At 61.1% G+C, this 21,170-nt stretch carries 19 protein-coding genes; 10 read left to right on the top strand and 9 right to left on the bottom strand.

The genetic code is table 11. The annotated features are described in order from the left end of the window. Positions 1 to 12: 12 nt before the first annotated feature. From ftsY to dapF, 3 genes are read right to left on the bottom strand one after another with little or no spacing between them, the layout of a single operon-like run. Complete coding sequence (gene ftsY / locus HYPMC_RS21380; protein ID WP_013950223.1) at positions 13 to 1,122, bottom strand: signal recognition particle-docking protein FtsY; 1,110 nt, start codon at positions 1,120 to 1,122, stop codon at positions 13 to 15. Beyond that, a complete protein-coding gene (gene mtaB / locus HYPMC_RS21375) occupies positions 1,119 to 2,381 on the bottom strand; it encodes a tRNA (N(6)-L-threonylcarbamoyladenosine(37)-C(2))-methylthiotransferase MtaB (RefSeq protein WP_013950222.1) in 1,263 nt (420 codons plus the stop codon). Before mtaB ends, ftsY begins: the two co-directional genes overlap by 4 nt. A 56-nt stretch (positions 2,382 to 2,437) precedes the next feature. Next, positions 2,438 to 3,307, bottom strand: coding sequence for a diaminopimelate epimerase (gene dapF, locus HYPMC_RS21370; protein ID WP_013950221.1), 870 nt, complete (start codon positions 3,305 to 3,307; stop codon positions 2,438 to 2,440). Between the two features lie 506 nt (positions 3,308 to 3,813). On the opposite strand from dapF, the gene HYPMC_RS21365 reads away from it, so the two are divergent. After that, the gene (locus HYPMC_RS21365) at positions 3,814 to 4,377 is read left to right on the top strand and encodes an acyloxyacyl hydrolase (protein ID WP_013950220.1); all 564 of its coding nucleotides are present in this window, start codon (positions 3,814 to 3,816) and stop codon (positions 4,375 to 4,377) included. Positions 4,378 to 4,401: 24 nt separating this feature from the next. On the opposite strand, the gene HYPMC_RS21360 is transcribed toward HYPMC_RS21365, so the two are convergent. After that, positions 4,402 to 5,685 (bottom strand): DUF2130 domain-containing protein, encoded by a 1,284-nt coding sequence (locus tag HYPMC_RS21360; protein ID WP_013950219.1) that lies wholly within the window; start codon positions 5,683 to 5,685, stop codon positions 4,402 to 4,404. Positions 5,686 to 6,195: 510 nt separating this feature from the next. On the opposite strand from HYPMC_RS21360, the gene ffh reads away from it, so the two are divergent. The 4 genes from ffh (at position 6,196) to rimM (ending at position 9,322) form a co-directional block, all read left to right on the top strand. Next, the gene (ffh, locus tag HYPMC_RS21355) at positions 6,196 to 7,794 is read left to right on the top strand and encodes a signal recognition particle protein (RefSeq protein ID WP_013950218.1); all 1,599 of its coding nucleotides are present in this window, start codon (positions 6,196 to 6,198) and stop codon (positions 7,792 to 7,794) included. Positions 7,795 to 7,839: 45 nt separating this feature from the next. Continuing rightward, a complete protein-coding gene (gene rpsP / locus HYPMC_RS21350) occupies positions 7,840 to 8,214 on the top strand; it encodes a 30S ribosomal protein S16 (protein WP_013950217.1) in 375 nt (124 codons plus the stop codon). 130 nt (positions 8,215 to 8,344) lie between these two features. Further along, the gene (locus tag HYPMC_RS21345) at positions 8,345 to 8,707 is read left to right on the top strand and encodes a hypothetical protein (RefSeq protein WP_013950216.1); all 363 of its coding nucleotides are present in this window, start codon (positions 8,345 to 8,347) and stop codon (positions 8,705 to 8,707) included. A gap of 24 nt (positions 8,708 to 8,731) precedes the next feature. Then, a complete protein-coding gene (rimM, locus tag HYPMC_RS21340; RefSeq protein ID WP_013950215.1) occupies positions 8,732 to 9,322 on the top strand; it encodes a ribosome maturation factor RimM in 591 nt (196 codons plus the stop codon). Here the strand turns inward: rimM and HYPMC_RS21335 are convergent. Continuing rightward, positions 9,319 to 10,551: an FAD-dependent monooxygenase gene (locus tag HYPMC_RS21335; RefSeq protein ID WP_013950214.1), complete on the bottom strand. Its 1,233-nt coding sequence runs from the start codon at positions 10,549 to 10,551 to the stop codon at positions 9,319 to 9,321. The genes rimM and HYPMC_RS21335 overlap by 4 nt on opposite strands. A 114-nt stretch (positions 10,552 to 10,665) precedes the next feature. On the opposite strand from HYPMC_RS21335, the gene tesB reads away from it, so the two are divergent. The 3 genes from tesB to HYPMC_RS21320 all read left to right on the top strand — a co-directional run bounded on the left by tesB (position 10,666) and on the right by HYPMC_RS21320 (position 13,644). Continuing rightward, positions 10,666 to 11,559, top strand: a complete 894-nt coding sequence (gene tesB, locus HYPMC_RS21330) for an acyl-CoA thioesterase II (protein WP_013950213.1) — start codon at positions 10,666 to 10,668, stop codon at positions 11,557 to 11,559. A gap of 219 nt (positions 11,560 to 11,778) precedes the next feature. After that, positions 11,779 to 12,117, top strand: a complete 339-nt coding sequence (locus HYPMC_RS21325) for a P-II family nitrogen regulator (RefSeq protein WP_013950212.1) — start codon at positions 11,779 to 11,781, stop codon at positions 12,115 to 12,117. 48 nt (positions 12,118 to 12,165) lie between these two features. Then, complete coding sequence (locus tag HYPMC_RS21320; protein WP_013950211.1) at positions 12,166 to 13,644, top strand: ammonium transporter; 1,479 nt, start codon at positions 12,166 to 12,168, stop codon at positions 13,642 to 13,644. A gap of 82 nt (positions 13,645 to 13,726) precedes the next feature. Here HYPMC_RS21320 and HYPMC_RS21315 read toward each other — a convergent pair whose 3' ends face one another. Further along, the gene (locus tag HYPMC_RS21315; protein WP_013950210.1) at positions 13,727 to 14,305 is read right to left on the bottom strand and encodes a L,D-transpeptidase; all 579 of its coding nucleotides are present in this window, start codon (positions 14,303 to 14,305) and stop codon (positions 13,727 to 13,729) included. Positions 14,306 to 14,426: 121 nt separating this feature from the next. Between HYPMC_RS21315 and HYPMC_RS21310 the strand changes: the two genes are divergently transcribed. Together HYPMC_RS21310 and HYPMC_RS21305 are read left to right on the top strand one after the other, a co-directional pair. Next, complete coding sequence (locus HYPMC_RS21310; RefSeq protein WP_013950209.1) at positions 14,427 to 15,113, top strand: response regulator transcription factor; 687 nt, start codon at positions 14,427 to 14,429, stop codon at positions 15,111 to 15,113. Positions 15,114 to 15,351: 238 nt separating this feature from the next. Further along, complete coding sequence (locus HYPMC_RS21305) at positions 15,352 to 15,876, top strand: cyclic nucleotide-binding domain-containing protein (protein WP_013950208.1); 525 nt, start codon at positions 15,352 to 15,354, stop codon at positions 15,874 to 15,876. 353 nt (positions 15,877 to 16,229) lie between these two features. On the opposite strand, the gene HYPMC_RS21300 is transcribed toward HYPMC_RS21305, so the two are convergent. The 3 genes from HYPMC_RS21300 to HYPMC_RS21290 all read right to left on the bottom strand — a co-directional run bounded on the left by HYPMC_RS21300 (position 16,230) and on the right by HYPMC_RS21290 (position 21,155). After that, positions 16,230 to 16,973 carry an outer membrane lipoprotein carrier protein LolA gene (locus HYPMC_RS21300; protein ID WP_013950207.1) on the bottom strand — a complete coding sequence of 248 codons (744 nt, stop codon included), beginning with the start codon at positions 16,971 to 16,973 and terminating at the stop codon, positions 16,230 to 16,232. Positions 16,974 to 17,205: 232 nt separating this feature from the next. Beyond that, the gene (locus HYPMC_RS21295) at positions 17,206 to 19,926 is read right to left on the bottom strand and encodes a DNA translocase FtsK (RefSeq protein WP_013950206.1); all 2,721 of its coding nucleotides are present in this window, start codon (positions 19,924 to 19,926) and stop codon (positions 17,206 to 17,208) included. Between the two features lie 17 nt (positions 19,927 to 19,943). Continuing rightward, the gene (locus HYPMC_RS21290; RefSeq protein ID WP_024274990.1) at positions 19,944 to 21,155 is read right to left on the bottom strand and encodes an aminotransferase class I/II-fold pyridoxal phosphate-dependent enzyme; all 1,212 of its coding nucleotides are present in this window, start codon (positions 21,153 to 21,155) and stop codon (positions 19,944 to 19,946) included. Between the last annotated feature and the right edge of the window lie 15 nt (positions 21,156 to 21,170).

Here is a 21,170-nt window from a genome sequence, read left to right as displayed (position 1 = left end):
TCCCCCGAGGCTTCAAGTTCCGGCAATGGCGTTAGCGAAATCTTGCGCAGAAAACGGCTGCAGGTCATCGGCGCTTTCGCCAACACCGATGGCGTGGACGGGCAGGCCGAACTTCGCCGCGATCGCAACCAGGATGCCGCCGCGCGCCGTGCCGTCGAGTTTCGTCATGACCAATCCTGTCACTCCGGCGCGATCTCGAAAGACCTCGACTTGTTGCAGGGCATTCTGACCGGTCGTCGCATCGAGCACGAGCACGACGTCATGTGGCGCGCTTGGGTCGATCTTTTTCAGAACGCGTGTAACTTTTTCGAGCTCTTCCATCAACACTTGCTTGTTTTGCAGGCGACCGGCGGTATCGAGCAAAAGCACATCCGCACCTGATGCTTGCGCCTGTTTTAAGGCGTCGAACGCCAAGCCTGAGGAATCCCCGCCAACTTCGCGCGCGACAACGGGACACCCTGTACGTTCGCCCCAAACCTTCAACTGGTCGATGGCCGCAGCGCGAAACGTATCGCCCGCTGCGAGCAGAACCGATTTTCCCTCGGCCCTGAATTTGGTCGCGAGCTTGCCGATTGTGGTCGTCTTGCCGGTGCCGTTGACGCCCACCATCATGATCACGTGTGGCTTTCGCGACGGATCGATGACAAGCGGCTTCGCAACCGGCGCCAGAACGCGCTCGACCTCGGCCGATAGCACGCTGCGAACCTCTTCGGCTGAAATGCCTTTTTCAAACCGGCCCTTCCCGATGGCCGCCGTAATGCGGCTCGTCGTCTCCAGACCGAGATCGGATTGGATCAAAAGGTCTTCAAGATCATCCAGCGTCTCGGCATCGAGTTTGCGCTTGGAAAAGAGATCGGTGATCCCGGTCGTCAGCTTCGACGACGTCTTGCCGAGCCCCGATTTGAGCCGTTGAAACCAGCTCTGCTTGACGGGCTCTGCTTTGGGCGCAGGAGCCACGAGTACGGGAACCGTCGTAGGGACTTCGGCAATCGGCGGTTTATCGTCCGAGACGGCGATGCTCGCTTCGTCTGTTGCTTCCTTTTCCGGCGCAACAGGCGCAGCAGCGCCGCCCTTGAAGAACCGCCCGAACAGACCTTTGCCTTTTTCCTTTGGCTCGCTCACGCGCACGCCTCGCCGATCAGATGTTGCGCATCGGCGCCCTTGATTTCCGTCCGAATGACCGCCCCAGCGCCAAACGGCGCCTCTCCGTGAAGCAGCACTTCGGCGAATTGCGGCGTGCGTCCCTTGCCGTCACTTTCGACGAGCACATCGACGACACGGCCGCGTTGCGATTGAAGATACGAAGCGAGCACGTTTGTTCCTTTTTCACGCAGCCTTGCCGCGCGCTCCTTGATGATGGTGCTGTTGACTTGCGGCATGCGGGCGGCCGGCGTGCCGCGCCGCGCCGAGAACGGAAAGACGTGCAGATACGTCAGACCGCACTCATCGACGATACGATAGGAATTCTCGAACATCTGATCGGTTTCCGTCGGAAAGCCTGCAATCAGATCGGCCCCGAACACGATATCGGGACGCAGGGCGCGCGCCTTTTCGCAAAACGCAATTGCATCAGACCGCAAATGCCGTCGCTTCATGCGCTTCAACGTCAGATCATCGCCTGCCTGCAAAGACAAATGCAGATGCGGCATCAGACGTTCCTCATCGCGTAATGCGATCATCAGATCGTCGTCGGCTTCGACCTGATCGATCGACGACAGCCGCAAGCGCGCCAACTCCGGCACATGCTTCAGCACCTGCCGAACGAGTTTGCCGAGCGTCGCAGAACCCGGCAGATCGCGGCCGTATGACGTGATGTCGACGCCGGTCAGCACGATCTCGGCGTAGCCCTTCTCGACAAGCCTGCGCACCTGCGTCACGACTTCGCCCGCCGCGACCGATCGCGACGGCCCACGGCCGAAAGGGATGATGCAGAACGTGCAGCGATGATCGCAGCCGTTCTGAATTTGCACATAGGCCCGCGTGCGCGAACCGAAACCATCGATCATGTGCAGCGCCGTATCACGCACGCTCATGATGTCGTTGACCTGCACGCGTTCGCCGTCCGCAATCGACAGCCCGGCGAACGTCTCTGCCTGCATCTTCTCGGCGTTGCCGACAACATGATCGACTTCTGGCATGTCGGCGAAACGTTCAGGCTCGATTTGCGCCGCGCATCCCGTCACGATGATCCGCGCATTGGGCTTCTCACGCCGCAGCCTGCGAACCGTTTGCGCCGCCTGACGCACCGCTTCGCCCGTCACCGCGCACGTATTGACGATAATCGCGTTATCGAGACCTGCCTCGCGCGCGTGACGGCGCATCACTTCGGACTCATACGTGTTGAGCCGGCAGCCGAGCGTGATCACCTGAGGTTCGGACATGAGCGCAGTGACTTCTTTCTTAAAATCGCTCGTTAAGCGGTCTCCGGCCAGCGCGATCAGACCGACACTTTGGTCAGCTTGGAAAAGTCGATGACGCCCTCGTACTCGAATTCGACCGGGCCCGTCATGAAGATATGATTATTCTCGGCCCATTCGATTTCGAGTGTTCCGCCCGGCAGCGTGACCGCAACCTTGCGCCCCGTGAGCTTCTTGCGCGCCGCGCAGACCGCCGACGCACACGCGGCCGACCCACACGCGAGCGTCAGCCCCGCGCCGCGTTCCCACGTCCTGAGAAGAAGCGAGGCGTCTGACGTCACCTGCGCAATCGAGATGTTCGCGCGCTCCGGAAATATCGGATGGTTTTCGAGCAGCGGACCGAACCGGCCGAGGTCGTAGGCCTCGACATCGTCGACCCAGAAGATCGCATGCGGATTGCCGACATTGACGACGGACGGCGAATGCAGGACCGGCTCGTCGATCGGTCCGACCTGAAGTTCGATGGCGCGTGTATCGCGAAACTCTTCCGCCAGTGGAATGTCCTGCCAGCCGAACTTGGGTTCCCCCATATCGACCGTGATCGACGCCTGATTTCTTACGACGGTGCCGAGCACGCCGGCGCGCGTCTCGACCAGGAACCGCTCCCGCGAACCGCCTTCCGACAAAAACCAGCCGACACAGCGCATGCCGTTACCGCAGGCGCCTGCCTCCGAGCCATCCGCGTTGTAGATCCGCACGAACGATTCCGTGCCGGTCGTCCGCGGCGCGTGCAAAACCATCATCTGGTCGAACCGGGATTTCCGGTCGGCCGCGACCGCCGCCACTTCCTCCGCGGTGAACGTCTTGGCGCTATTGCGCAAATCGACGACGACGATCTCGTTGCCGAGGCCGTTCATCTTGAGAAAGGGAAGGGGCGTTGCCGTGTTCATCGGGCCTATATGGCGAGAAGTGGGAAAAATGACAATTCCGAACCCACTCAGAACGGCCCGACGCACCCGGGCAGGGCGCAGGAATTTCCCGCATTATCCTCTGGACGGAACAATATTTCTTGAGCAACCGTTTAGGTCGCCGAAAACGCCTGACCGCACGCCGGTGGGCGGCGATTTATCCTCTCAGAGACCTTGATGTCGCATTCCGCCTACAGTTCGCTGCTTTTCCGGGTCGCTTTTGCCCGCGCCCGACCCTGCTATTGCTATGGCTGCATCTGCCTGGCCCCGGACGAGCGAGCCTATCAGCGCCGCGTCTTCCGATTGGCTCGCAACTGGACAAAGGTGCTGAAGCGCTCCAGCCGCCCCCCAAACTAGGCCGATCGGCCGATGTGACGGTCCCGCCAGCCCGGCGGGATTTCCTTGGCATTGCCTTGCCGGAGGGGGAAAATCGGCGCACACGTTGCTGTCTTGAGGAGCCAATTCGAAGGCCGGGGGCAGCTTTCCGAATGAAGAGTTTCGTGCGCACCGTGGCAGCGTCCGGCATCGCGGCTCTGCTCGGGCTTATCGCCGTCAGCGCCGGTGCCGCTGCCGACGACATGCTCTATGCCCTGAAGATCGGCGCGCTGGCCCACGACGTGCCAGACCTCTGGAGTGGCTTCCAGGTCGAAAAGAACGCGGTCGACATCAACATCGAAGCCCAGTTCAACGCCGCCTGGGCACTGCCGTGGGGCGCCATCCGCCCGGTGATCGGCGGCTCGATCAACACCCGCGGCCAGACCAGCGACGGCTACATCGACGCGCGCTGGCAGGGCGACTGCCCATCGGGACTGTTCTTCGGTCTCGGCCTTGGCGCTGCCTTTCACGATGGCGAAATCGGCGGCGCAGGCTCCGATCCGGATCGCAAATGGCTGGGCTCCCGTGTGCTGTTCCACATTCCGATGGAAGTTGGCTACCACCTCGACGAACACAACGACATCTCAGTCTATTTTGAGCACATGTCGAACGCCTACACCGAGAAATACAACGAAGGCATGGACCGCATCGGCGTGCGCTACGGCTATCGGTTCTAGCAGCGCGGAGAGGCTCGCTCCCGGCTAGGCCGCTTCTGACTCGTCGTCCTTCCCATCTTCCAGCATCGGAAGTTCGAAACCTTCGATCTCTTTCAGCGCCTTGCCCGCGATGCCTTGAAGGTCGCCGTACATGCCAGCGGTCGCCGCGAGCACCCCATCGATCTGCGCCTGCCGCTTCGCCCACAGCTTGGTCATGGCTTTGCGCTCTTTATCGAGATCGCTTTGCATTTCGTCGAATTTTTCGACGATCGCCTCAACGCGGTGACGAAACTGCGGTCCCGTTAGGTAGTCGTAGACGAGCGCCATTTTGCTTTGCTGGCCCTCTCCGACCACACGCGCCGTTGCCACGTCGATCAGCAGTTGCCGCAGCACGATCGCGATCGGAACGGCGCATTTGAAGTCGGCAACCCACACACCGTCGACGAGATCGAACGTATGCACGCCCTTCGGCAACGCGGTCGAGACGATCACAGCGAATTCCGCCTTTGCCCGCCGCTGATCCTCACGCAGCTTCGCAATCCAGCCGTCTTGCCAGTTCTTAGTCCGCTTCATCTCCCACAGCACCGAGCCACACGCCGCCCCCGAGGCGCCGACGACGCGCTGCACGAGATCGCCACCAAACTCGCCCTTCGGCACGGGTTCGATCCCATCAAGCGGAAATCTCGCACGCAGCAAATTCTCAAGCTCAAGTTCGAGCACTTCGCCCTGCAATTGCTGCGAGCCTTGTTCAGCCTTGCGCTTCAGCTCTTCGATCTTGTTCTGCATCGACGCGATGATCTGATCTTTTTCCGAGACGCGGAGCTTCAGCGCCTCTTCGGCTTCGAGCTTGGCTTTCGCCCGCTCGCTCTCAAGACCGGCGCTGATGCCTTTCTGGACGTTCAAGTCCATCTCGCGCTTGGCGTCGTCCAATTCGCGCACTTTCTTCTGGAACTCCGCCTGCGCCTTCTGCGCTTCGGCGAGCTTCTGATCACGCTCCTTCAGCACGTTCTGAAGTTCGGCAAGAGCATTGGCCTTTTCTTCGAGATCGGCCGCGGCGCGCTGCTTCGCCTTCTGCGCTTCTTCGCTGACGATGCGTTGGCGCTCGACCACGAGCTTTTCAGCGACCATCGCATCGAGCGACGCGCGCGCCTTTTCGAGTTCGCCGGCCTTCTCTTGCATGGCCGCTTCGCGGGCGGCGATCTCGCGATCCTTTTTTGCCGCCGCCGCCTCGAATTGGCGGCGGGTATCGGCGATCAGCGGCGCGGCAAGCGATTCCGTCAGCGCAATCTCATGATCGCAGTTCGGGCAGGTAATGGTCAGATCGGTCAACGCTAGCTTCCTTCCAAACGAGGCGACAGCCGAGCCCCAAAGTATGCCGTTGTTCTTGTCTTGTATATGTTGTTTTCTGATATTGTTCTTTTAACGCCAGGATTTAGCGTTACTCGGCCGCTATCACCGCCATCCAACCTGACTCGCGCTTCAAAAATGAGGGGATTGGCGCGAGAAGGGCGACTTCGCTGGGGATGAGCGCCACGTTGACTTCCGCGCCCGTTTCCCGCATACCCTCGCCCATTCCGACGGCCTCTATTCAAGAAGCCGCCGCCCTGCACATGGCCTTTTTCGCGAAAGCGTCCGGGAGGCAGGGGGGTTAACATCCGGCAGCGCGTTGCGCCCCCGGGTGCGTTTGTGCTTTGCGCTGCCGATCCTATCTCTTCGTCATACCGGCGAAGACCGGGATCCAGACAAATCCAACCCGACGCAAGTTTGAATGGGCCCCGGCCTGTGCCGGGGTCACGTAACGATTAGGGCAATTTCCGGCGGCTCGGAAACGAAGGCTGAATGTTTCAATCGCTCACAGAACGCCTCTCGGGCGTCCTCGATAAGCTCACCCGCCGCGGCGCTTTGACCGAGAACGACGTTGGCGAAGCGATGCGCGAAGTTCGCCGGGCGCTGCTCGAAGCCGACGTCGCGCTCGATGTCGTCAAGGATTTCACCGAGAAGGTCAAAGCCAAGGCTGTCGGCGCCGAAGTCCTGCGCTCGGTCACGCCCGGCCAGATGGTCGTCAAGATCGTCAACGATGAGCTGGTTGCTACGCTCGGCTCGAACGCCGAACCGATCGATCTGCACGCCGCCCCGCCCATCGGCATCCTGATGGTTGGCCTCCAGGGCTCGGGCAAGACGACGACGACCGCCAAGATCGCCTATCGCCTGACCAACCGCGACCGCAAGAAAGTCCTGATGGCGTCGCTCGACACGCGCCGCCCGGCAGCCCAGGAGCAGCTTCGCGTGTTGGGCGAGCAGACGGGCGTCGCGACGCTGCCGATCATCGCCGGACAAACGCCGCTGCAGATCGCGCGCCGCGCCGAAGATGCCGCCAAGCTCGGCGGCTATGACGTCATCATCTACGATACCGCCGGCCGCGTGACGGTCGACGAAGAGCTGATGGACGAAGCCCGCGACGTCAAAGCCGCGATCCATCCGCATGAAGTCCTGCTCGTTGCCGACGCGCTGACCGGCCAGGACGCCGTCAACACAGCGAAGGCATTCGACGGTCACATCGGCATCACCGGCATCGTCCTGACGCGCGCCGACGGCGACGGCCGCGGCGGCGCTGCACTCTCCATGCGTGCCGTCACCGGCAAGCCGATCAAGCTCATCGGCGTCGGCGAAAAGTGGGACGCGCTCGAAGACTTCCATCCCGGCCGCATCGCCTCGCGCATCCTCGGCATGGGCGACGTCGTCTCGCTGGTCGAGAAGGCCGCGCAGACGATCGACGTCGAAAAGGCGACGAAGATCGCCGAAAAGATGAAGAAGGGGTCGTTCGACCTCGAAGACCTGTCCGATCAGCTCGCCCAGATGCAGAAGCTCGGCGGCATGGGCGGTGTGCTCGGCATGCTTCCCGGCGTCGCCAAGATCAAAGGCCAGATCAACGAAGCTGGCCTCGACAAAAGCCTCGTGCACCAGCGCGCCATCATCTCGTCGATGACGCCGAAGGAACGGCGCAACCCCAAAATTCTCGACGCCAAGCGCAAGCGCCGCATCGCGGCGGGTTCGGGCACGAAGCCTGAAGACATCAACAAGCTCATCAAAATGCATCGCCAGATGGCGGACATGATGAAGACCATGGGCCGCAATGGCGGCCTGATGAACAAGTTCCTCGGCCGCACCGGTGCCGGACCTTCCGAAGCCGAATTGCAGTCGATGCAGGCCGAGCTCGCAAAGCTCGATCCCAAGGCGCTGGAACAGTTGCCCGCGGAATTGAAAGAACAGATCGCCAAGGGAACGGCTCCTGCGTCGGGCTCTGGCGGTGGAATGCCGGGTCTGCCACCGGGACTTAGCCGCGGCCTTCCCGGCCTCGGTGGCGGACTTCCCAAAGGTCTTCCGGGTCTCGGCGGTGGAATGCCAAAATTCCCTGGGATCCCCGGAAAGAAAAGATAACCCCCATCCAAAAACACATTTCGATTTGATCAGGAGAAGAAGAAAATGTCGGTGAAAATTCGTTTGTCGCGCGGTGGCGCGAAGAAGCGTCCTTACTACTACGTCGTCGTCGCCCACGGCACGAGCCCGCGCGACGGCCGCTACATCGAGCAGATCGGCACGTTCGATCCGATGCTCAAGAAGGATGACCCGAACCGCGTGAAGCTCGTCGAAGAGCGCGTGAAGCATTGGCTCGGCGTCGGCGCTCAGCCGACCGACCGCGTCCTCCGCCTGCTCGACGCCAACGGCTTCGCCAAGCGCGACGCGCGCAACAACCCTGAAAAAGCCAAGCCGAAGAAGAAGGCCCAGGAGCGCGCCGCTGCTGCTGCCGAGAAAGCAGCTCAGGCCGCCGAGGCTGCTGCTCAGGGCGAGCAGGCTTAAGAGACTGCGCCCGAACAAACAAACAGGCCTCCCGAATAGGCTTCGGGGGGCCTTTTTGTTGCAGATCTGACTGGCCCGACTTTTGGACCGCCTCCGACTTTCGATCGTTAATTCGTGGGGAGGTCCGAAATTGAACCAGATAACGCGCGTCAATGGTCTGTTTGAGGTGGTCCGGACCAAACCGAGCCCGCTCTCGGCCCCGGCCAGCCGACTCATTTTGGTATGTCGCGGCGGCCGGCTGTTCGGCGCCGATTCTGAGGGTCGCGTCTGTATGGGACGTCTCCTGCCCCAGCGCGTCCATCACATGCGCCTGTCGGCCATTCGCGGCACCTACGAAATCCCCCTGCGGCGCGTCCGAACCCGCAACCCGAGCATTCGGATCCCGATCTTTGGCGATGTCGACCCGTTCGCCCGCTCCCAGAACACGACAATCAGCATCGGCGGCAAAACGATCGACATTGAGATTACCTATCTCGGCCCCTTGCCCCCGTGATCGTTGCACGCCATCAAGAGCCCCATGACAGCATCAGAGACAGCATCAGAAAAACCATCGCCCGACCGCCGCATCCTCGTTGGCGAGATTACCGGCGCCCACGGCATCCGCGGCGACGTTCTAGTCCGCAGCTATACCGAGACTCCGGACGCCATCGCCGCCTACGGCCCATTGACCGACGCAAGCGGCAAGAAAAGCTATTCGCTCCGCGTCGTCCGCGTCACGAGCAAGGGCATCGTCGCGCGTGTTGCGGGCGTTGAGGATCGCAACGGCGCCGAACCGCTGCGCGGCACAAAGCTCTACATCGAGCGCAGCAAGCTTCCGGAAACGGGCGAAACCGAGTTCTATCATGCCGACCTCATCGGCCTGCGCGCAGTCGCAGCCGACGGCAGCGCGCTTGGAAAGATCGTCTCAGTGCAGAATTTCGGCGCCGGCGACCTTCTCGAATTGAAGCCGCTCGAAGGCGAGACGGAATTCATTCCCTTCGAAGATCGCTGGGTCCCGAGCGTCGATCTCAACGCTGGCATGCTCATCATCAATCGCCCCGCCGTTACAGTCGACGACGACAGCGATGAAGAGGACGGATCGTCCGCAGAGGATGAGGCCGACGCCTAGACGGCAACGCCGCGCGCAAGCTTCGGCAAGTCGCCGGTGACGCCTGCCGCCTCGGCGATGATCAACTCTTTCAGGCTGGGAATGCGGTCGAGCACGCCGAGCGCAGCACCACGGCCCGCGCGCAGAACCATGCTGTCGATCGCAAACGCCCGATTGATCCCGTCATAGAGCGTCGCCGACATCGCCGAATCGAACCGGCGCCAGCGCTGATAGCGCTCAAGATGCGTACCGCTGCCGAAGTCGAGCCCGATGCGTCCGGCATCGACAAGAATTTCAATCATCGCCGCAGCATCGCGAAGCGCGAGGTTGACGCCTTGCCCAGCAACCGGATGCACGCCGTGCGCAGCGTCCCCAACCAAAGCGAAGCGTGGCGCAATCAAGCGGCGCGGCAAACGCAAATCGAGCGGCCAAGACTGCCGCGGCCCGTCGAGCGAAATGGTGCCGAACCGGCCACCGATCCGACGATCGAGCTCAGCCAGAAAGCTGTCATCGTCGAGCGCGATCATGCGCGCTGCTTCGTCTTTGTCGGCGCTCCACGTGATGCACGCGCGATTTCGCGGAAGCGGCAAAATCGCAAACGGACCGCCGGGTAGAAAATGCTGGATGGCGACGCCGCCATGCGGCTCGCTGAACTTCACACGCGCAACGATGCCCGTCTGCGCGTAGGGCCATCCGATGGTCTTGATGCCGACAGCCTCGCGAAGCTTCGACTGCCGCCCGTCGGCTGCAATCGTCAGCGCGGCGCTGACGACAGTGCCATCGCGCAAAGTGAGTTCGCTGGCCGTCTCGCCCCACTGCGCGCTTTCGATCTCGGCTGGCGCGAACCACGTTACCGCCGGATCGCCCGCAACGGATCGATAGAGCGCGGTGGCGAGCACCGATGCCGGAACGATATAGGCAGCAGGCGATCCGTCGTCCGTCCGCGCGTCATACGTAACGAGCGCAGGCCGGAAAGCATCGTCAAGCCGCGAATCTGAAATTTCGATCGCAGTCACGGTCTCCGCGGCATCGCGAATGCCATCCCAAGCTCCGAGGCTCTCCAGGACCTTCTGTGCGCCGGCCCAGATCGCAAAGCCTCGGCTATCGTCGGCGTGCTCGGTTGCCGGAACAGCCCTGTCGATGATCGCCAGCCGGATATCGGGTCCAAACGCCTGCGCCAAGCCGCGCGCAACCGCCAGTCCCGCAAAACTGCCGCCGACAATCGCGACATCGAAGTTCAATTTTGGCATCTGTCGACCGTCACCCGTAGCTGTAGTGATTTGCTTTGCCCGGACGCGAGGGCAGCCTAAAAGGTCCCCGTCGCCGCGCCAGCAACCCTGCCATTATAACCCCGAAAGTCCGCCATGACAGCTTCGCCCCAGGCGCATCAGGCCCTCCAAAAGCTCCTCCGAACTCTGACCCTGGAGCCATTGGAGGACAACCTGTTCCGCGGCCATCGCGCCAGCGAAGGCTGGCAACGCGTTTATGGCGGCCTTGTCCTTGGCCAGGCAGTGGTTGCTGCGGCGTTAACCGTCGACGAGAGCCGGGCGATCCATTCGCTTCACGGTTACTTTCTGCTGGCGGGCGATCCGGAACGGGAAATCGTTTACGACGTTGAGCGCGTCCGCGACGGTGGCAGCTTCACGACGCGGCGCGTTCGCGCCATTCAGCATGGACGCACCATCTTCGTGATGAGCGCTTCGTTCCACAAGCCGGAGCCTGGTTACGAGCACCAGTCCGAAATGCCGGACGTCCCGCCGCCCGAAGCGCTGCCAAGCGTCCGCGAGCTTTTCGACGCCACTACCGACATTCCGGACGGCATGCGGGCCTACTGGCAGCGCGAACGCCCGATTGACGTCCGTATTATTGATGCATCCCGCTACATGAGCCGCGAACCGCGGCCGCCCCGCCAGTCCATCTGGCTTAAGTCCAATGGACCGCTGGGCGACAACCCTTACATTCACCAAGCGCTTCTGGCCTACGCTTCGGACTTCACGCTGCTCGACACCGCCCTCGTGGCACACGGCAAGCTGTTGTTCGATGCCGACATCCAGTTAGCGAGCCTCGACCACGCCATGTGGTTCCACAGGCCTTTCCGGGCCGACGACTGGCTGCTCTATACTCAGGACAGCCCCAGTGCCTCCGCCGCCCGCGCCTATTGCCGGGGCTCCGTCTTCGATCGGAACGGCCGGTTGGTCGCATCGACCGTTCAGGAAGGCCTGATGCGCCCCAGAGAAACCGCATTTGTGCCCAAATAGCGGGCAAAAACCTCAAATTGCCCAATTTTCATGCTTATTTTGCAGGCTAGTGCCGCATAAATTTCGTTCATTCGTAAACTTTCCGTTGTCTAATCAATGTGTTGAGCACGCGTCCGTCAATTGGCACGCGTCTTGACTCCTTTCACGCCAAGTCTTCGTCCCGGCGTGGGGGCGGAGGCTATTTTGTCGAGCACCGGTTCAATTAAAAAAGGGGGCCTTATGAAGCTCATAACTGCGGTCATCAAGCCTTTCAAACTCGAGGAGGTTCGCTCCGCGCTGACCGATCTCGGTCTTCAGGGCATGACTGTCACGGAAGTCAAAGGCTACGGCCGTCAGAAGGGCCATACGGAAATCTACCGCGGCGCCGAATACGCCGTGAGCTTTTTGCCCAAGATCAAGATCGAAGTCGTCGTTCCGGGAGCACAGGTCGACAAGGCGCTTGCCGCGATCCAGCGCGCAGCAAAGACGGGACAGATCGGCGACGGCAAAATCTTCGTGTCTCCGATCGAGCACACGGTTCGCATCCGCACCGGCGAATCGGACGATGACGCGCTCTAAAGCTCACAAAATTTCCGCTTTTCATAAGTCAATCAGGGAGCACTCAACATGGAGTTTAGAAAGTTAGCGCGATACGCAGGGGTCGTGGGGGCCCTCGGCGCGATTGCGCTTATGGCCGGACCGGCCATGGCACAAACGCCGCCCGCGCCGGTACCGAACAAGGCCGACACGACATTTATGTACATCGCCTCGGTTCTCGTTCTTCTCATGACCGTTCCGGGTCTCGCACTGTTCTATGGCGGTCTCGTTCGCACGAAGAACATGCTGTCGATGTTTATGCAGGTCTTCGCGACGCTCTGCCTCGTCGGCATCATCTGGGTTCTCTACGGCTACTCGATGGCCTTCACGAACGGCGGTGCGCTGAACGACTTTGTGGGCGGCTTCTCGAAAGCATTCCTCAAAGGCGTAGATTACAACTCCGTCGCAGCGACGTTCTCCAACGGCGTCTACATTCCTGAATACGTCTACATCGTCTTCCAGATGACGTTCGCGTGCATCACGCCAGGCCTCATCCTCGGCGCCGTCGCCGAGCGACTGAAGTTCTCAGCAATGTTGGTGTTCATGGCGCTCTGGGTCACGTTCATCTACTTCCCGATCGCGCATATGGTCTGGTACTGGGGTGGTCCCGACGCGTTCGGCAACGCTGCTAAGGCTCTCGCCGCGGCGACGGGAGACGGCAAGGCTGCCGCTCAGGCTGCTTATGACGCTGTCATGGCCGATGCCGGCATCTCCTTCAAATGGGGTGCACTCGACTTCGCTGGCGGCACCGTCGTTCACATCAACGCCGGTATCGCGGGCCTCGTCGGCGCGCTCATTCTGGGACCGCGTCTCGGCTACGGCAAAGAAGCGATGCCTCCGCACTCGCTGGTGAACTGCATGATCGGCGCCGCCCTTCTGTGGGTGGGCTGGTTCGGCTTCAACGTCGGTTCTGGCCTCGAAGCCAGCGCCTTCGCTGGCGTCCCCTTCATCAACACCTTCATCGCGACCTGCGCTGCAGCGCTGTCGTGGATGATCGTCGAATGGATCGTGAAGGGTAAGCCGTCGGCTCTCGGCCTCGCGTCGGGTGTCGTTGCCGGCCTCGTCGCCATCACCCCGGCTTGCGGTTTCGCCGGTGTCATGGGCTCGATCGTGCTTGGCCTCGTCGTCAGCCCGATCTGCTTCTTCTTCTGCTCGGCGATCAAGAGCGCTCTCGGCTACGACGATAGCCTTGACGTCTTCGGTGTCCACTGCGTCGGCGGCATCGTCGGTGCGCTTGGCACCGGCCTGCTGGTCAACCCGGATTGGGGTGGCGCCGGCATCGCCGACTACACGTCGAAGCCGGGCGAGATGGTTGCGGGCACCTACGACATGGCCGCCCAGATGATCGCCCAGGCGAAGGCCGTCGGCATGACGCTTCTCTGGAGCGGCATCGGCTCGGCAATTCTCTTCAAGCTGGTGGACATCGTCATCGGTCTCCGTCCGTCGGAAGAGAAAGAGCGCGAAGGCCTCGACATCACCGACCACGGCGAAAGCGCCTACCACTACTAAGACGAATTTCTCCTGGCCTGCGATCGGCGGGCCAGGAGATCTCCTTTCATCTCCCGAGCACGCGTCTCCACCTAGACGTGCTCTACTTAAGCCCGACGCCTCGTGCTGTCGGGCTTTTTTTATCGCAAGATCCGATGACGATCTCACTTCGCAGTGGCAGCGACGCCAACAGCCGACGCAGATCGCGCGCACGCAATGCGATGCAGCCTTCGGTCGGCTCGAAATTCCCGCGCGCGACATGCATGAAAATGGCGCTGCCTCGATTGCGCACGCGCGGCACATCGTTATAGCCGAGCACGACAACGACCTCGTACAGCCCGTCCGCACGCCACAGATGTTCAGCGCTTGCGCGATAGGGCAGCCGCACCGGACGATTGTAATTGCGATCCCGCGGACTGTCGCACCAGCCGTCGTCGCGGCGAATTCTGCCTAACCGGAAAGTCGACCTTGGCCGTGCGGCATCCGGCCGATAAAGAACGAAGCGCACAGGCAACCGCCCTCGCGGCGTTGCACCATCTCCCTCGCGTTTCATGGCCGTGATGCCCGATCGGCCGAGCGCGCAAGCAAAACGCAATACACCAAACGCGACATGACCGCGCTGCGCCGCCTGAGATAGAACCCTGACGTAGACCTGCGCCACGGGCGTCCGGGGCGGGTTCATCGACCGCTTATTCAAGGAACCGCCATTCCGCTTGCCTGTTTGCCCCGAGACCCTATGTTGCCAACGCGCACGATGCTAGAGTTCCACGCCAAAAGAAGGCAAGAAACCGGAGCCCACGTCCATGAGCACGGCCCGAAAGGTCCTCCTCGTCGACGACGATGAAGATTTGCGTACGTCGTTGAAAGATCAGCTCGTCCTCCATGATGAATTTGAAGTCTCCGAAGCGGGCACCGCTGCCAAGGGCATGGAAGCCGCAAAAACCGGCCGCTTCGACTTGGTGGTGTTCGATGTCGGCCTGCCCGATATGGACGGCCGCGAAGCGGTGAAGCTTCTGCGCAAATCGGGTTTCAAGACGCCGATCGTCATGCTGACCGGCAACACGTCCGACGCCGATCAGATCCTTGGTCTCGATGCCGGGGCGAATGATTATGTTTTAAAGCCGTTCAAGTTTGCCGTTCTTCTTGCGCGCATCCGTGCGCAACTGCGGCAGCACGAGCAAAGCGAAGACGCTGTCTTCGCGATCGGCAACTACACCTTCAAGCCCGCATCGAAGCTGCTGGTCGACGAAGCCGGAAGCAAGATCCGTCTCACCGAGAAAGAGACATCGATTCTCAAGTATCTGTATCGCTCCGGCGACAAGGTCGTCTCTCGCGATGTTCTGCTGCACGAAGTCTGGGGCTACAACGCCGGCGTCACCACCCACACGCTCGAAACGCACATTTATCGTCTGCGGCAGAAAATCGAAAAAGACCCATCGAACGCCGAACTTCTCATCACGGAGAGCGGCGGCTACAAACTCGCGCCCTGAGTTGCCGGAACAATCGATTGCTGGGTCACAGCCGCCAGGCCAATCGCCAAGTTTTCACGTGAATCTTCTGACGGTGAAAGTTGTTCAACTGCGTCCACAGCAGCTTTCATGCGCGCGGGTCGGATAAGTTCCGCGACGGACATCGAGTCGGATAGTTAATCTGCGTTCGCTTCTGTTGTGGTGAGATCGCAAGCGAATAGGTGCATTCGTGCGTATCGCATCAATGGAGTTCGCAACGATGGCAATCAATGCCCTCGTCAAACCTCTTCTTGCCCAGCCGCTTTTCCGCGGACTGTCGCCGTCCCAATTGACGGAAATCGTTCGTTGCGCCGAGCGCATCATCTATCGCTCGGGCGACGCGCTTATTGCCGAGCATCAGCCGAGCGATGCTTCGATCCTCGTCATTTCGGGAACGTGCCTGCGCATCGACGATAACGGCGATCCATCGCAAAAATCGCGCGGCGAGGTTGTACCCGAAGGCTCCATAATCGCCGAGCTCGCGATGCTCATCGAAATCGAGCACGTTACGACGATCATCGCACAAGGGCCTGTGAAAGCACTGCGTCTTCCGCGCCAAAAAATTCTCGCACTGATGCAAGACGACCCATCACTCGCGCAACATTTCAGCGCGTGCATCACATCGCGACTAAAACTGTTGGCGAATGATTTGAAAGCTATTGATACCAGCGCAGATGACGCTACGATCCCCCCGCTGCTTCAACCGCAGAGCGCCGATCAGGCCGCCGCGGCACAGGCTGGCTAGTTAAGCGGAGCGCCAAACCACACACGACATGTGTTGTGGTCTTCTTCGGAATTCAGGGGGCCAGAAACGAGGGCGCCCAGTTCCGGGGGGAGGAACTGGGCGCTATGCGCTTGTCGCGCTCGGCACCGGGAGGGAAGCCGGTACCAGAGGCGGCGTCTTCGGCTAGACGGGGGGCACTACCGAATACAGGGTGACGCCACCTGCATGCTTGAGAGTTAAGCGCAAGCTGGAGAAATTCAATAGTACCCGCGCAGGCACTTCACGAAAATGTGAAGAGATACCCAAACTTATCCACAGGATGGGTATTGCGTCGCGTCAAAAGCGCAACACGCTGATTTGCCGGCGAATTCCCCTTATGGCATCGCGCTTTTGGGCCAAAGTGATTGAATTTTAAACAAATTTCCGTCTAGGTCGTCGGTTTTGACGAGCTGCGAAAGCTGGATTCGGGTGTCCTGCCCCTGGGCGTCAGTGGTCACCCACTCTTTCAGTTCCATGGCCGGCTTGGTCGCCAGAAAGAGCTTAATGCGGCCCGGAGAATTGGGGTCTTTATCTTCCAGCGTGAGCACGATCAGGTCGGCGGACTGCTGGACTTCCAGAATTTTCGCATCCCGCAGCAGATTGACGTCCTTGCGCAGAAGCAGCCTGAACGGCGTCTGATCGAGCGAAACGCGATCCTCGTTATTGAGGTCGAGGTCTTGAATGGCGAGGTTCTGTCCGTCGGAAACGATGATCTGCCGCGACGGCAAGGCGTAGTCGAAACGGAAGCGGCCAGGACGCTTGACGAAGAACTTACCCTTCATCCGCTTATTGTCGGCATCCGTCTGAATGAACGTGCCTTTGAGATCCTGCAAAGATTCAAAATACGCGCTGACATCGTCGACGATCTTCGTCTGACGCGCATCGAGCGTAATACCTTGATCAGGGTTCGGTGCGACTTCGCTGGACCAACCATTGACCGCAGGCTTGGTCACCGGCGGATTGACGATCGTATTCGTCGGACCGTCCGGATCTTGCGCCGTGGCAACGCCAGAAAACGCGACCGTAAACGCCGTCGCGACGGCTGCTCCACGCAGAAAATGCCTCATGATTTGTCCCATTCGTGGCCCCCCACAGCCCCGATGCCCCTGAGTCGGGGCCCTGTACGCACAGTATCGTTTCAACAAAGATTGCGTCCAGAACTAGGCGAGAGGCGTTCCAGCCCTGATTTTGGGTAGAACCAATCGAACATCGGAGGCAAGCAAGCGCAGTATCGCGCCCCCGAGTTATCCTCAGTTGTTAGCCTCAGTTTCGCTGTTGTTCGTGCTGATCTGAGAGCGTCGAAATACGCAATCAGGCGGCGTCGGCGCTGCCACCGCGCGACATCAGAATTTCGCGCTTGCCGACCGAGTTCGCAGCCGAGATCAATCCTTCACGTTCCATGCGCTCGATGAGATCGGCGGCGCGGTTGTAGCCGATCGACAGGCGACGCTGGATATAGCTCGTAGAAGCCTTTCCATCCCGAAGCACGATAGCGACGGCGCGATCGTAAAGGTCGTCATCGCTCGCCTCGCGAATCCCGGTCGCGACGTCCGACGGCGGCGGCGTCTCCGTAATACCGTCGACATATTTCGGCGCGCCCTCCTGCCGGAGCGCATCGGCGAACGCCACAACTTCTTCATCCGACACGAACGCGCCATGCACACGCACAAGCTGGCCGGCGCCTGTCGAATAGAGCATGTCGCCCTGACCGAGCAATTGTTCGGCGCCCTGCTCGTTCAGGATCGTGCGGCTGTCGATCTTCGACGTAACCTTGAACGAGATGCGGGTCGGGAAGTTCGCCTTGATCGTGCCGGTGATGATGTCGACCGACGGACGCTGCGTCGCCATGATGAGATGAATCCCGGCCGCACGCGCCATCTGTGCAAGACGCTGCACCGAAGCTTCGACCTCGCGGCCCGCAACGATCATCAGGTCCGCGAATTCATCGACGATGATCACGATCCGCGGCAACGGCTCAAGATCCATCTGCTGCGTTTCAAAGCGCGCCGCACCGGTCTTGTCGAAGCCGGTCTGCACCGTGCGCGACAGCATCTCGCCGCGCTTCTTGGCATTGCGCACGCGATTATTGAAGACGTCGATGTTGCGAACGGAAAGCGCGGCCATGCGCTTGTAGCGTTCTTCCATTTCGCGCACGGCCCAGTTGAGCGCGGAAACCGCCTTATGCGGGTCTGTGATCACGGGCGTCAAAAGATGCGGAATGTCGTTATAGACCGACAGCTCCAGCATCTTGGGGTCGATCATCAGCATGCGGCAATCTTCAGGCGAATGCCGGTAGAGCAGCGACAGCACCATGGCGTTAATGCCGACCGACTTGCCGGAGCCGGTCGTACCGGCGACGAGCAGATGCGGCATGCGCGCCAGATCCGCGACGACCGGATCGCCGCCGATCGACTTGCCCAGACCAAGCGGTAATCCGCTCGCTTCCGATTTGAACGCGTCGGCTTCGAGAATTTCGCGCAACAGCACCGTTTCGCGCCGGGCATTCGGCAATTCGAGGCCGATGGCATTCCGCCCCGGAACGACAGCCGCACGCACGCTTGCAACGCTCATCGAGCGCGCGATGTCTTCCGCGAGTCCGATAACGCGCGATGACTTCGTGCCGCGCGCAGGCTCCAATTCGTACAGCGTCACCACCGGACCTGGCCGGATATCCTTGACCTCGCCCTTGACGCCGAAATCGGCCAGCACGTCTTCGAGCAATCGCGCATTGCCGCGCATCACCGTCTGCGACAGCTCGGGACGCGGCTTCTGCGCGCTCGGACGCTTGAGCATGTTGAGCGACGGCCGCTTCCAAACGGGATTGGCGCGCGTCCGCGCAATTCCTGACAACAGCGCATTGGTGACCGCGGGCTTTGCAGCCTGCGCTTTGGCTTGTGCCTTGGCCAAGACCTTCGGCAGCGGCGGAGGCGGCGGGATCGAATGATCTAAAACCTCTTCGACGACAGATTCACCACGCGCCAATGCAGCGGTTGCCGAAGCCGGCGCAAAGCGTTGCGCGATCGCCCGGCTTGAATCTTCCGTCGTATCGTCGAACGCCAATCCGCGATCTGCGAACTCGCTGGCATGGGTGAACTCATCATCGTGATAGTCAGGGTCCGCGTGGTCATCGAAGCCTTGAACGCCACGACGATCCTCACGATCGTGCAATTCCGTTAGCAACTCCGAAGGCCGCGCGACATCTGCCGGACGCTGCCTTGCGAGACGCTCCGGATTAAGGTCGAGCGTCGGCGTCGCGTCGCCCGCAAAGGCATCGAGCGAGCGATAGGAGTGCGTATCCGTTACAGCTGCAGCAGGCGCGCGCCGGAACCAACCTTTGCGCACGCGCTCCGCGCCACCCGCCAGCGTCGAGCTGACGGCGGCCACATCCTCGAGCCGTTTCTTGCTCGACGCATAACGAAGGCCCGAACCGAGCGAGCGCAGGAACGACTTGGTGACAGTCTCGACTTCAAAGCCGATAGCCTTGCCGCAGGTATGTGCAGCCGCTGCCAGCAGCACGACACCGGCAGCAACCGGCGCGCGTTCTTCGTTGAGCATCGCGAACAGCTTCAACGCTAATTGATAAACGCCATCGCCCACCAGGCCGCCGTAGCCGTGGCGCAGCGGCCAGCCGCCCAAAACGGGAAGCGCCGAGATCGCGCCGGTCAGTGCCACGATGGACAGCGGATAAAAACCGAGCTTGACGCGCCCGTCCTTCACGCGCTCGGAACGGAGCATGTCGATGCCCCAGACGACCGGCGCGATCAGCGCCAGGACCGCACCGAAGCCGAGCATCTGGAACAGAAGATCTGAAACGATTGCGCCGACGCGGCCCGCATAGTTCTGCGCAGGCGCCGTCGTCGTGTGCGTCAGGCTCGGATCAAGCGCTGACCACGAAACGAGGCTCGTCCAGATGAGCAGCGTCAGGCCGAGCAGGATCAACCCGCCAAAACGGCCCAGCCAACTCAACAGACGGTCCTCGACTGACTGCGGCAACAGCCGCTGAGGATCGATTCCTCGCGTATCCAGCGACATCTCGGCGAACGTACTCTTTAACGCAGCACGGAAATCGTGCGTTCGAGCGCTTCCTGGATCGTCTTGGAGTCCTGCACCATCGCGACGCGAACGTAGTCTGCGCCGGGATTGGTTCCGTCTCGTCCCGTCTGAGCCAGAAAGCTACCGGGAATAACCTTGACGCCTGCGCGTTGCCATAAGGTTACCGCCGCTTGAGCGCCACCGCCAAACTGACTCATATCGAGCCAGAGACAGAACCCGCCAGCTGGCCGCCGGTAGCCGTAGCGGCCACCTAACACATTGTCAGAAATTAGAAATTTGTCACGATACGCCTCCCGCGAACGCTCGACGTGCGCTTCGTCGCGCCAGATCGCGGCGGATGCATGTTGCAGTGGCAAGGGCACTGTCGGCGCGCACATGTTGCGCACTTCGCCGTAGGCTTCGATGAATTCCGGGTCGCCCGCACAGAACCCGGACCTTAGGCCCGGCAGGTTCGAACGCTTCGACAGTGAGTTGAAAACGACGAGATTGCGGAACCGCTCCGGCGTCGCCGCCGCGACCTCCAAACCGCCGAGCGGCGCGGCCTCTGTGTAGATTTCCGAATAGCACTCGTCGAGGAACAGCATGAAGTTGTAGGCGCGCGCCAGTTCCAGCGCCTTCAGGATGTAGCGGCGATCGGCGACCGTGCCCTGCGGGTTCGACGGCGAATTGATAAAGAGCGCAACCGTCCGCTTCAACAGCGCCTCATCGCGCGCAATTGCATCGAGATCCGGCAGGAAGCCTGTCGCCTTCGTGGCGTTGAGATAGACCGGCTCCGCGCCGACCGCGATCGCCCCCGCGACGTAGGCCGAATAATACGGGTTGCACATCAGGATCGCAGGCCGACCCTGCACGTCCTTGCGGCCCACCGCCGGCAAACACGCAAAGAATAGCCCTTCGCGCGAGCCGCTGAGCACCAGCACATCACGTTCGGGATCGACGCCGCCCGGCACGACGTAACGTTTCGCCAGCCATTCCGAGATCGCCTTGCGCGCCTCCTCGGCGCCGCGGATCGGCGGATACTTGCCGTAGAGCGCCGTCGCCTCGTCGAGCTTTGCCTGAATGAAATCCGGCATCGCCTCGCGCGGCTCCCCGATCGTCAGCTCGATGGGTTTCTCATGCCCCGGCGCAATCCCCGCCAGCAGCTTGCGAAGCTGACTGAAGGGCGACGAAATCGCACCGGACGTGAGGGAGGAAAGCGGGTGACTCATCTCAGGATTGAACAT

Origin of the sequence: Hyphomicrobium sp. MC1, assembly GCF_000253295.1 — a bacterium.
Lineage (GTDB): Bacteria > Pseudomonadota > Alphaproteobacteria > Rhizobiales > Hyphomicrobiaceae > Hyphomicrobium_B.
The sequence above is the reverse complement of the archived record's forward strand: the minus strand, read 5'-3'. Positions and strand labels throughout refer to the sequence as shown.

What these genes read in the sequence shown, in the direction of transcription:
- HYPMC_RS21305 (WP_013950208.1), top strand. Translation starts at nt 15,352, where the DNA reads ATGGCAATCAATGCCCTCGTCAAACCTCTTCTTGCCCAGCCGCTTTTC.
- dapF (WP_013950221.1), bottom strand. Translation starts at nt 3,307, where the DNA reads ATGAACACGGCAACGCCCCTTCCCTTTCTCAAGATGAACGGCCTCGGC.
- rimM (WP_013950215.1), top strand. Translation starts at nt 8,732, where the DNA reads ATGACAGCATCAGAGACAGCATCAGAAAAACCATCGCCCGACCGCCGC.
- HYPMC_RS21310 (WP_013950209.1), top strand. Translation starts at nt 14,427, where the DNA reads ATGAGCACGGCCCGAAAGGTCCTCCTCGTCGACGACGATGAAGATTTG.
- HYPMC_RS21295 (WP_013950206.1), bottom strand. Translation starts at nt 19,926, where the DNA reads ATGTCGCTGGATACGCGAGGAATCGATCCTCAGCGGCTGTTGCCGCAG.
- rpsP (WP_013950217.1), top strand. Translation starts at nt 7,840, where the DNA reads ATGTCGGTGAAAATTCGTTTGTCGCGCGGTGGCGCGAAGAAGCGTCCT.
- tesB (WP_013950213.1), top strand. Translation starts at nt 10,666, where the DNA reads ATGACAGCTTCGCCCCAGGCGCATCAGGCCCTCCAAAAGCTCCTCCGA.
- HYPMC_RS21365 (WP_013950220.1), top strand. Translation starts at nt 3,814, where the DNA reads ATGAAGAGTTTCGTGCGCACCGTGGCAGCGTCCGGCATCGCGGCTCTG.
- HYPMC_RS21320 (WP_013950211.1), top strand. Translation starts at nt 12,166, where the DNA reads ATGGAGTTTAGAAAGTTAGCGCGATACGCAGGGGTCGTGGGGGCCCTC.
- HYPMC_RS21325 (WP_013950212.1), top strand. Translation starts at nt 11,779, where the DNA reads ATGAAGCTCATAACTGCGGTCATCAAGCCTTTCAAACTCGAGGAGGTT.
- HYPMC_RS21315 (WP_013950210.1), bottom strand. Translation starts at nt 14,305, where the DNA reads ATGAACCCGCCCCGGACGCCCGTGGCGCAGGTCTACGTCAGGGTTCTA.
- HYPMC_RS21290 (WP_024274990.1), bottom strand. Translation starts at nt 21,155, where the DNA reads ATGAGTCACCCGCTTTCCTCCCTCACGTCCGGTGCGATTTCGTCGCCC.
- ffh (WP_013950218.1), top strand. Translation starts at nt 6,196, where the DNA reads ATGTTTCAATCGCTCACAGAACGCCTCTCGGGCGTCCTCGATAAGCTC.
- HYPMC_RS21335 (WP_013950214.1), bottom strand. Translation starts at nt 10,551, where the DNA reads ATGCCAAAATTGAACTTCGATGTCGCGATTGTCGGCGGCAGTTTTGCG.
- mtaB (WP_013950222.1), bottom strand. Translation starts at nt 2,381, where the DNA reads ATGTCCGAACCTCAGGTGATCACGCTCGGCTGCCGGCTCAACACGTAT.
- HYPMC_RS21300 (WP_013950207.1), bottom strand. Translation starts at nt 16,973, where the DNA reads ATGGGACAAATCATGAGGCATTTTCTGCGTGGAGCAGCCGTCGCGACG.